Origin of the sequence: Streptomyces sp. NPDC020801, from assembly GCF_044334385.1 — a bacterium.
Classification (GTDB): Bacteria; Actinomycetota; Actinomycetes; order Streptomycetales; family Streptomycetaceae; genus Streptomyces.
The window spans coordinates 200,099-210,360 of the sequence record NZ_JBIRST010000008.1; the positions used below are offsets into that span (position 1 = coordinate 200,099).

Sequence of the window (10,262 nt, forward strand, 5' to 3'; positions counted from 1 at the left end):
CGAGATGCTTGAGGTCTTCTGCTACACGATCGGCTTTGTCCTTCTGGCCCTCGCCGCGGTGCTCCCCGCGACGGTGCCGCACCGCGACCGCATGGCCTACGCGGGTCTCGCGCTCTGGCTGCTCCCGACCGTCGTGCACGCGCTGCAAGCCCACTGAGGTTTCAGGGAGGTGCCGTGACCGAGCCGCCTGCGAAGGCCAGCCATCGCGCCGTGGAGGCCGAGTTCGTTATCACCCGCGCCGACGGCTCCACCATCAACCTCGGCCGCGGCGCCTACTGGCACCGCAACCCCCTCCGCCGCGCCTGGTGGCGCATCTGGGGCCAGCCCCGCTTCAACCGCCGCGCCCGAGCGGCCAACCGCGCGGCCCGGGCCGCAGAGACGCAGGAGTAGAAGATGGCCACCACGGTCGCATTCACCAGCAAAGGCCGGGAGATCGTAGCCGGCCGCCTCATCGGCACCAGCCCGTCGCAGGCCGAGCCGAAGAACGTCGGCTGGGGCACCGGGGCCGGCACCGCCGCCTCGTCGGACGTGGCTCCGTTCGTAGAGGCCGCTGAGTCCCGGGTGGCGGGCACCAGCTCGCAGGTAACGACCACGTCAACGAACGACACCTACCAGGTCGTCGGGACGCTTACGAGCTCCAGCGGGCAGACGATCACCGAGACGTTCCTGTCCGACTCGGCGTCCAAGCCCGCGGCCACCACGCTCTCGGCCGCCATCTCCACGACCGGCGCAACCTCGATCTCCGTGACGTCGGCATCCGGATTCCCGGGGTCGGGGAACTACAACATCCAGATCGACTCTGAGGTCATGACCGTGACCGGCGGCCAGGGCACCACTACCTGGACTGTGACCCGCGGCGTCAACGGATCCACGGCGGCCACGCACTCCAACGGCGCGACGGTCACCGGCGGCAACGCGCCTGGTTCGACCGCGGTGACCAACGGCAGCCTGCTGATCCATGCGAGCTTCACGGGCCTGGCGTTGAATTCGGGTGACTCGTTGACCGCGACGACGAAATTGTCTTTCTCCTGAGCCGAACTGCCGGGCGGATAAAGGGCGATGCCGGTAAACTTAGCTTGTGACCAACAAGCGCGCTTCGACCGCAATCACAAAGGTTTGCTTGCACTGTTCCGGAGAATTCGTAGTCCCGTGATGCCGGGCGGAAGCGAAGTACTGTTCACACCCTTGCTCCTCACAGGGGCGTCGAGGACTGCCGCGAAACTTCTCACCCGAGAGCCTTGCTCGGCTCGGCCGCCCCAAGCGGTCGGAAGATGTTAAACGTAAGTGCCGCACCTGCGGCGTCTCGATGATCCTCCCCGAGTGGAACCCGCAGATCTACTGCTCCAGGCCCTGTTACGACGTGGCCAAGCGAGGCAGGAAGCATCCGCTGAATCAGCAGGTGGAAATCACCTGCACCGTATGCGGCCAGAAGTTTTCGCGGCCACCAAGCCTCGCGAAGAAGGCTCGGTGTTGCTCCCGCGCATGCAGCGCCAAGCTAGCGTCGCTCTCCGCCTACCAGGAGCCGCGCAACATGACGGACGCAGAGTGCGCTTGGCTCGCCGGTGTATTCGATGGCGAGGGGTCGATCGTCGCCCGGAAGCGCCAACAGGACGGCGATTGCCGCAACATAGCCATCAGCATCGTCAACACCTCCAAGCCGCTGATGGAGCAGGTACTCGCTTTCACCGAGACCGGATGGCTCCAAGGACGTCAGCCCAAAAACCCGAACCACCTCTACCAGTGGACGTGGACGGTCCATGGAGCAACTGCGATTGAGTTGATTCGCCGGATGCGCCCGTGGCTGACAGCCAAGGCCGAGCGCGCCGATGCGGCCCTCGAAGGGCGCTCGTTCCCACGTCTGCCGCGATGGGAGAAGGTGTACGGCGACCGTCCCGATCCGGTGGCGGAAGCGGTTCAGAGCGAGTAACTCAACAGGCGGCGGGCCTTTCCTGGAAGTTGGCGGGAGGGCCTCGTGTCGATCTCCGCTGTGGGCAGCCTGCAGGCCAACCGCGGGACCGGCGTCACCACGCTGACCGTATCCAGCCCCACCGTCGGGAACGCCTGGCTACTCGTCGTCCGCGTCGCCGACCAGACCATCACGGTGTCGGCGGTATCGGGCGGCGGCCCCTCGTCGTGGTCGAGGATCGCCAACGTCTCCGAATCCACGGTCAACGGCACCCTTGAGATCTGGCTGGGCACGATCGCGTCGACCGGGTCCACGACGATCAGCGTGACATTCAGCGCCTCTGTGGCGTCGACTCCGACGGAGTTGTGCGCCGAGCAATTCTCCTCCACCCTCGCCAACACGGTGTGGGCGGCCGACGGCACTGGCGGCAACACGGCTGCTTCCGCAACGACTTCGATCACGTTCCCGACGCTCACCCCCGCGGCCGGCGCTCGCCTCTACTACGGGTACGCGTACGTGTCGAACACAGCGGCGGCCGGCTCCACGAGCGGCTTCACCTACACGATCACCGCTGCAGGAAACGCTGTCATCTGGAATCCCGGCGTCACCGCGGCGAGCACTCCGACGTGCACGCAAAGCCCATCAGGGAACGTCGCCACCCTCGCGGTGCTCGTGCGGGCCTCCGGCACCGTGAGCCTGGCCAGTTCGTCAGCTGGAGCGAGCGCGCTCGTCCGACAGCCAAAGCTCGGCCAGTCCGCCGTCGGGTCGAGCACCGCAAGGCTGCTCCGCGGGGCGGCGGCCGTACAGGGCGCGGCGTCGAGTGCCGCAGCAAGCGTGCGACGCGGCGTCGGCCGCCCCGTAGCTGCGGCAGCCTCAGCCGCCAAGACACTGGCCGTAGCCACCGTGTGGGCGCTGCTCCTCGTGGCTGCCGTCACCGGAGCCGGCGCTCTCGCCCGGGCGGCAAACCGGCTCCTTGCGGGAACGGCCCTCGGCGCGGGCGGCCTCCGGCGGGGCACCGGCCAAACGGTCTCGGCGGCTGCGACGGGGGGCACCGTTGTGCGGCGGGGCATTGGGGCCACGACCACGACGGGCCGTACGGCCACACTGGCATTCGCCCGGGGCCAACAGATCGGGCTCGCGCAGGGCGCGCACGGCACGGGACTCCTCGCCCGTGCCGCCGCGCTCCGGCTGGCAGCTGGCGGAGCTGGGGCCGGGCAGGCACGCAATGGCGTGGCCCGCAGTTTGGTGACCTCGACAACCGGCGGCGCTGCGCTGGTGCGCCGCGTCGGCGCGATCACGGCCGCGATGGCCCTCGCCGCAACGAGTCTCCGCCGTGCAGCAGCGCGCGGGTACGCCGCGGCGGCCGGAGCGACGGCTGTGGCCACGCTGCAGGCAGTCCTCGGCCGCACGTACACGGCCGCAGCGGGCGCCACGCCCGTCACCACCGTCCGGGCCGGCCTTTCCCGCACCTACACCGCGACGGCTGGCGTCACCGGCACCATGACACGGGCCCTTGGCCGCAACCTCACGGCAGCCGCAACCGCCGCCGGTACGGCCCTTGTTGGAACCGTCCACGTCCTCACTCTCGCCGCGGCCACCGCAGCCGGCGGCGCGTCGATGATGGGCCGGGCCTCGTTCCTCACGGCTGCCGCTGCGGCCACCGGGACCGGGACACTTCAGCGCGCGCTCGCGCAGCGCTTCACTGGCACGGCCATAAGCTCGGGCAGTCTCGCCCGGGCGGCCGCCGTAGGGATGCCGGCCAATTCGTCGACCGCCAGCTCCCTACAGCGCGGCATTGCCCGGCCCCAGGCGGCTACCGCCACCGGTACGGCAACCACGGCCCTCCGGGCGGCGCTGTCGCTTGTGCTCGCTGCGGCAGCGGCCAGCGCCCGTACGGTCACCGTCGCGCGCGCCCACCTGCTGACCATGGCGACGTCCGCCCTCGGGAGCGGCGCCCTCAGCCGACACACGAGCACCCTGCTCGCCACCCCGGTCGCGGGCAGCAGCAGCCTCACCCGCCGCCCAGGCTTGGTCGCCACCAGCACCGCCGCCGTGACCGGCACGCTCGGCAGGGCCCTCACCCAGTCCATCAGCGTGGCCTCGGGCAGCATCCGCACCGTGACCCGCACCGTGACCCGACCATTCACGACACAGGCGTCCGCCAGCACGGCCGTCGACCTGATGCGGTCCACGCTCGTCCTCGTCCTTGAGACCACGGCCGGGGCGGCCGCCTCGCTCTTGCGAGGTGCAGCGCTGCTGCACGGTACCGGCGCAGCGACGACACGCAGCCTCACGCGCGCCGCGGCACTGACCAGCCGCGCCGACGCTCTGGCCGCAGCCGTCCTGCGCCGGGGCGTGGCCCAGTCCACGGCCGCTCAGTCCTCCGTCACAGCGTCCGGGGCTGTGGCCCGAGTCTTCGCCGCCGTTCTGGTGGCGGCCGCCGTCACGGCGACGAACGTCGCGACACAGGTCACCCGCGCGCTGCGGGACCTCACCATCGTGGTCACGGGACTCTTCACCCGCTGGTCAGCCCACAGCCCCTCAGCGCGCTGGAACGCCGAGCAGACAGGCCCACGCTGGGCCTCCTGGCGGCCTGGCGCGCGCTGGCTGTCGCGGCTCAACGGAACCCGCTGGGAAGCCGACGACGAGTAAGGGGCCGGCATGCAGACCGTGGACCGCGATTCACGCCAGTACGTGGTGGCGCAGGTCGAGGTGACCGTGGCCGGGCAGCCCTACAACCCCACCGGCGACGTCGTGGAGTTTTCGTTCAGCGCGGTCAGCGGCCGACCCGCCACCTGGTACACGGGCGGCTGGGACGGCACCGGCCCGATCCCCGGCACCACCGCCTACCGCGCCCAGGTCCTTATCGGCCCCGGGAGCAGCGGGCCCACGCTGGCCCCTGGCAAGTACACGGTGTGGATCCGTATCACCGACAACCCCGAGCAGCCCGTCATCTCTGTCGGGCAACTCGCCGTCACCTAAGGAGGTCGGCGTGGACGCCCTCACCCCGCCACCGATCACCGAACCACCGGACGACCAGCCGCCTGTCGCCACCGCGCCCACGCAGAGCGGGCCTCTATGCAAGGCGTGTGGGATCGCGGCCGTCGTGCACTGGCTGCGCCGTCCCACGGACTCCGAGGTCACCGAGGCCGCCGCAGTCGAGAAGGAGCGCCGCGCTCAGGTGCTGCTCCTCACCGATCCACAGCTGCCACGGCCGGAATTCGGTCCGCTCCCAACTGCCGCGGACATGACCCGGACCGTGTACGCCTGCGCGTCCCACGCCATCACGCTCGAGGCAGCGGCCCTCCTCCACCAGTCCCGCTGCACAGCCCCCAACGAAGCCGACCTGCCCGCCTGCGACTGCACCCCCGAGGCGCCGCCGCAGACGCCCCCGACGGAGCCGCCGCCTGCCCGCGCCCTGCCCGCCCACTGGGTGACCGGAGACGCGTGATGGCGAAACGCGGACACGGGCGGGAGCTGCCGGCCGGCTTTGAGGAGTTCCGCCCGGACGGGAACCGCCGGTGCTGGGCGCGATCGAAGAAGACCGACGGTCAGTGCGGAGCGGTCGCCATGGCCGGGCAGAACGTCTGCCGCTACCACGGCGGCGCCGCACGACAGAGCCTCAAGGCGGCCGAGCAGCGTGTGACCGAGGAGAAAGCGCGGGCGCTCGTGGAAACGTACGGCCGGAAGATCGAAACCACCGCCACGGAAGCCCTCCTCGAAGAGGTCCAGTGGACCGCCGGCCACGTTGCGTGGCTCCGCGAACGGGTGCAGGAGATCGAGTCCGATGCGGTCGTGGCCGGAACGGACCGTGAGCATCCGCTGGTCTGGGGTGTCACGAGGGAGAAGTCCGGCGGTGAGGACTACGGGACGACCGAGGAAGCCGTCCCCAACGTGTGGCTACGCCTGTACCAGCAGGAACGCGCCCACCTGGTCAAGGTCTGCTCCGAGGCCATCAAGGCCGGCATCGAGGAGCGGCGCATCAAACTCGCCGAGCAGCAGGGTGCGCTGGTGGCTCAGGCAATCCGCGCGATCCTCAACGACCTCGGCCTCACAGCCGAGCAGCAGGCCCGGGTGCCAGAGGTCGTCCCGCGGCACCTGCGCGCGCTCGCGTCCTGACGACGGGAGGCGGTGACGATGACCGCCACCCTCGACTGGGCCGAGTTCGCCGCCCGCGAGTTCGAACCGGCCAGCGCGCACCAGCGGTGGACGACGCCCGGCGCGCTGGCCCGACACATGGACCCCAACACGGTTCAGACCGCGGCGCTCGACCTGCTCGACGCAAACCTGGTCGACGTCGCCGAGGGCCGCTGCCGACGGCTGATGTGGTCGATGCCGCCGCAGGAGGGCAAATCGGAGCGCACCAGCCGTCGCTTCCCGCTGTGGCTGCTCATGCAGAACCCGGACCTGCGGATCGGCATCGTCTCGTACGAGAAGGGTGTGGCTCGCCGCTGGGGTCGTGCCATCCGGAACGACATCAGCAGCCACCCGGAACTCGGACTGACTGTCCGCAATGACACGGCAGCAGCTCACGAGTGGCAGTTGGAAGGCCATCTCGGCGGCGTGTACTCCGTGGGCATCGGGGGCGCGCTGACGAGTCGACCGGTCGATGTCCTGCTGATCGACGACCCGCTGAAGGGCCGAAAGGAAGCGGACAGCGAGGCGTACCGGAAGGCGTGCAAGGACTTCTACACCGACACGGCGAGGACCCGTCTCGGTCCGAACGCAATGCAGATCATCATCCAAACCCGCTGGCACGAGGACGACCTGACCGGATGGCTGCTGGCGGGACCGTCCGGACACGAGTGGCGGTACATCAACATCCCTGCTCAAGCCGACAGCGACGATGACCCGCTGGGCCGGGAGCCAGGGCAGTATCTGGTCTCCGCGCGTGGTCGTTCAGCCGAGGACTGGGAGGCCACCAAGCGGGACGTCGGTGCCCGGACTTGGGCTGCGCTGTACCAGGGGCGCCCGGCACCGGCGGAGGGCAGCCTGTTCAAGCGGTCGCACTGGCGCTGGTACACGGCTCCTCGGGCAGTGCGCCGTGAGGACGGCACGATGTGGGCGCACGGCGCCGACGAGGTGATCCAGTCCTGGGACATGGCATTCAAGGACACCAAAGTCTCGGACTTCGTGGTCGGGCAGGTATGGGCCCGGTACGGGGGCGAGGCGTATCTGCTGGACCAGATCCGCGAGCGGCTGGACTTCCCCGCCACTGCGCAGGCGGTGAAGGCGTTGACGGCGAAGTGGCCCCAGAGCCACGCGAAGCTGGTGGAAGACAAAGCCAACGGGCCAGCGATCATCGCCCAGTTGCGAGCCACAGTGCCTGGGCTGATCCCGATCACGCCGAAGGACTCCAAGTACGCCCGAGCCTCGGCGGTGGCACCCTTCGTCGAGTCCGGCAACGTCTACCTCCCGGACCCGACCCTCGCGCCGTGGATCGACGAGTACGTCGTCGAACACACCTCCTTCCCCAACTCCAGCCACGACGACCAGGTCGACACCACCAGCCAGGCCCTGCACCGCCTGCTGGCCGGCCAGTCGGGCGCCGAGCAGGCCATGGACTACCTGCGCGCCTACCAGAACGCGGCCCAGCCGCGAACCGCAGCCTGAACCAGGGGGTGACGCGTGGCCCGCTGGTTCCCTTCCCTGCGCCGGCAGAAGGCTGACGAGCCAGACGCGACGAAAAGCGCGGGCGTGCCCGCTGCGGCGACGTTCAGCCCGGCGCAGGTGGCCGCGCTCCTCGGTTCGGTGTCGGTCAACGGCCAAGTCACCGGTGTCATGAACCCCCTGCCGCGCACGGACCCCATGGTCGCGTTCGGGCCCGGCGTCCCCCTCGTCCCCGCCCCGCTGGACCCGGTCCGGCAGGACACCGGCCGGCCCGAGCCGCGCCTGACCGAGTACCAGGTCTCCACCAACGTCCCCGGCATCACCGACCGGCTGGTGCCGTGGAAGGTGCTCCGCGACGCCGCCGGCGTCGGCGGCCTGGCGCGTCGCTGCATCGAGATCCGGAAGAACGAGGTGGCCACCCTCGACTGGACAGTCACCATCGCGCAGGGCGCGGCCGAGAAAGCGCAGGCCGACAACCCGGGCATGTCCCGGGCGGAGGTCGAGGCTGAGCTCGGTCGCCGTCTGGGACCCGAGATCGCGCGGTGCACCGCGTTCTGGGAGGAGCCGAACCCGCGCGAGGGCGAGAACTTCTCGGAGTGGATCAGCAAGCTCCTCGAGGAGCACCTCGTCCTCGACGCGATCGCGATCTACCCGCGACGGACGTACGGCGAAGACCTGTACGCGCTGGAGATCATCGACGGCAGCACCATCAAGGTGCTCCGCGACAACACCGGCGGCCGCCCTCAGCCACCCCAGCCCGCCTACCAGCAGATCCTGTGGGGCTTCCCCCGGGGGGAGTTCGTCGCCGACACCGACGGAGACGGCAACGTCCTCAACGGCTACCGCGCCGACCACTTGATCTACAAGCGCAGGAACGTGCGCACGTTCACGCAGTACGGGTACAGCGCGGTCGAGCAGGCCCTCGAGGACATCGACGTGTGGCTGCGCCGCCGCAAGTGGATCCGCGACGAGTACACCGAAGGCACCGTCCCGACCGCGTTCATCCGCAACGACGGCATGACCGGCTGGACCGCCGAGCAGATCCTTGAATACGAGCGGTCCCTCAACGACGCCTACGCCGGACAGACCGCCGAGCGGCACCGCCTGCGTATCTTGCCGCCTGGCTTCACACCGGACGTCCTCGAGGGCATCGCGGAGAAGTACAAGCCCGAGTACGACCTCTACCTGATCAAGCAGATCGCGTCGCACTTCGACGTCACCATCGCCGAGCTCGGCTTCACCGAAGCCGGCGGACTCGGCTCGACGGGCTGGCACGAGGGCCAGGCCGACGTGCAGCACCGCAAGGCCACCCTGCCGACGCTGCGCTGGCTGCAGCAGCTGCTCACCACGATGAGCCGCAAGCACCTCGACATGCCGGCCGAGCTGGAGTTCCGGTTCCTCGGGTTGGAGGACGAGGACGAGGCGTCCGCGGACGAGGTGGCGCGGCAGCGGATCGTGTGGGGCCGGATGACTCTCAACGAGGACCGCGATCGGCTCGGCCTGCCGCGGTATCCGTTCCCCGAGGCGGACATGCCGATGGTCATGACCACGAGGGGCGTGGTCTTCCTTGAGGGCGCCGCCGACTTCGCAACCCCGGGTGTGCCTCTAGTACCGGGTGGCGAGGCCAGCAGCCAGCCGGTACCGGACGAACCTGCCTCCGTCACTGGCGACGGAGAGGAAGCCAGCACCGAGGAGGACGACAGCGACGAGTCCTCGGGCGGCGGCGAGCAGTCGGCAGCTGTGAAGACAGAGCTGGCCGCATTCCGCCGGTGGTCGAAGAGGAACCCAGCGCCGCGGCGGCCCTTCGAGTTCCAGGTGGTCACCAAGGCCGACGCCCCCGACCTCGCCTTCGACACCCGGGTGGTCTTCGCGGGCGGTGAGCCACACCCAAAAGTCGCTGACCTCGACTCGGCCCGCGACTGGCCGGGTTGGGGCCCCGACCAGAGGGCCGTCGCCTACTGGGTGCCACGCATCCGGAAGGCGATGAGGGACGCAGTCGATGTCCGCAGGCTGGCGGAGCAGTGGATCGCCGAACGCGCCGTCCTGGTCAAGACCGATGAGCCGGACCTTGACGATGTGGAGGATGGCGGCGACGACGAAGCCGAGATCACCGATGAACACGACCCAGTCGGATGGCTCACAGGACACGGCGTCGACCTCGGCGCGGCGCTCGCCTTCATCCGTGAACTGCACGCCGAGGGCTACACCATCGGCGAGCGCTCCGCGACCGCAGTCATCGGCGGCCACGCCACGGTCGACTGGTCCACCTGGAAACCCGGGCACGCGGACGCGGCCCGGCTCGTCAAACCGGGCGGCGGCACCAATGGCCTGCAGCGGCTGCTGAACGAGGCCGGGATCACGATCCGGTCGGTGGCCGCGCACCGCATGGACAAGCTCGCCAAGGCCCTCTCGGACGCGCTCGCGCGCGGGGACAGCGTGGACACGCTCGCCCAGGACCTGCGGGACGTCCTCGACGATTCCAGTTGGGCCGACATGGTCGCTGTCACGGAGATCTCCCGTGCTGTGTCCGCAGCCACCCTCGACATCTACCAGGCCAACGGCATCACTCTGGTGTCGTGGGTCACGGCGGCCGATGAGCGTACGTGCATGCCGTGCTCGGTCAACGAGGACACCAGCCCGATCCGGCTCGGCGCCTACTTTCCCGGCGGAGTCGTAACACCACCACAGCACCCGCTGTGCCGCTGCTGTCTCATCCCAGAGATCAGCGGCCCATAACCCCTGTAGA

Annotated in this window: 11 protein-coding genes; 10 read left to right on the plus strand and 1 reads right to left on the minus strand. The window is 69.7% G+C overall.

Annotated features, from left to right (window positions below):
- Positions 1–4: 4 nt before the first annotated feature.
- The 4 genes from ACH4UM_RS18975 to ACH4UM_RS18990 all read left to right on the plus strand — a co-directional run bounded on the left by ACH4UM_RS18975 (position 5) and on the right by ACH4UM_RS18990 (position 1,927).
- On the plus strand, positions 5–157 hold the full coding sequence (locus tag ACH4UM_RS18975) for a hypothetical protein (RefSeq protein WP_398180192.1): 153 nt from the start codon (positions 5–7) through the stop codon (positions 155–157).
- Positions 158–174: 17 nt separating this feature from the next.
- The gene (locus ACH4UM_RS18980; RefSeq protein ID WP_398180195.1) at positions 175–390 is read left to right on the plus strand and encodes a hypothetical protein; all 216 of its coding nucleotides are present in this window, start codon (positions 175–177) and stop codon (positions 388–390) included.
- A 3-nt stretch (positions 391–393) separates the two neighbouring features.
- A complete protein-coding gene (locus ACH4UM_RS18985; RefSeq protein ID WP_398180198.1) occupies positions 394–1,032 on the plus strand; it encodes a hypothetical protein in 639 nt (212 codons plus the stop codon).
- 499 nt (positions 1,033–1,531) lie between these two features.
- On the plus strand, positions 1,532–1,927 hold the full coding sequence (locus ACH4UM_RS18990) for an LAGLIDADG family homing endonuclease (RefSeq protein WP_398180201.1): 396 nt from the start codon (positions 1,532–1,534) through the stop codon (positions 1,925–1,927).
- Here the strand turns inward: ACH4UM_RS18990 and ACH4UM_RS18995 are convergent.
- Positions 1,915–2,367 carry a hypothetical protein gene (locus ACH4UM_RS18995; protein WP_398180204.1) on the minus strand — a complete coding sequence of 151 codons (453 nt, stop codon included), beginning with the start codon at positions 2,365–2,367 and terminating at the stop codon, positions 1,915–1,917. The two genes, ACH4UM_RS18990 and ACH4UM_RS18995, sit on opposite strands and share 13 nt — an antisense overlap.
- 784 nt (positions 2,368–3,151) lie before the next feature.
- Here ACH4UM_RS18995 and ACH4UM_RS19000 point away from each other — a divergent pair.
- From ACH4UM_RS19000 to ACH4UM_RS19025, 6 genes are all read left to right on the plus strand, one after another.
- Positions 3,152–4,558, plus strand: a complete 1,407-nt coding sequence (locus ACH4UM_RS19000) for a hypothetical protein (protein WP_398180207.1) — start codon at positions 3,152–3,154, stop codon at positions 4,556–4,558.
- Between the two features lie 9 nt (positions 4,559–4,567).
- Entirely contained in the window at positions 4,568–4,888 is a 321-nt protein-coding gene (locus ACH4UM_RS19005; RefSeq protein WP_398180210.1) for a hypothetical protein, read from the plus strand.
- 10 nt (positions 4,889–4,898) lie between these two features.
- Positions 4,899–5,357 carry a hypothetical protein gene (locus ACH4UM_RS19010; RefSeq protein ID WP_398180213.1) on the plus strand — a complete coding sequence of 153 codons (459 nt, stop codon included), beginning with the start codon at positions 4,899–4,901 and terminating at the stop codon, positions 5,355–5,357.
- Positions 5,357–6,025 carry a hypothetical protein gene (locus ACH4UM_RS19015; RefSeq protein ID WP_398180216.1) on the plus strand — a complete coding sequence of 223 codons (669 nt, stop codon included), beginning with the start codon at positions 5,357–5,359 and terminating at the stop codon, positions 6,023–6,025. The genes ACH4UM_RS19010 and ACH4UM_RS19015 overlap by 1 nt, the downstream gene beginning before the upstream one ends.
- Positions 6,026–6,043: 18 nt before the next feature.
- The gene (gene terL, locus ACH4UM_RS19020) at positions 6,044–7,519 is read left to right on the plus strand and encodes a phage terminase large subunit (RefSeq protein ID WP_398180219.1); all 1,476 of its coding nucleotides are present in this window, start codon (positions 6,044–6,046) and stop codon (positions 7,517–7,519) included.
- A gap of 84 nt (positions 7,520–7,603) precedes the next feature.
- Complete coding sequence (locus ACH4UM_RS19025) at positions 7,604–10,252, plus strand: phage portal protein (protein ID WP_398180222.1); 2,649 nt, start codon at positions 7,604–7,606, stop codon at positions 10,250–10,252.
- Positions 10,253–10,262 lie beyond the last annotated feature (10 nt).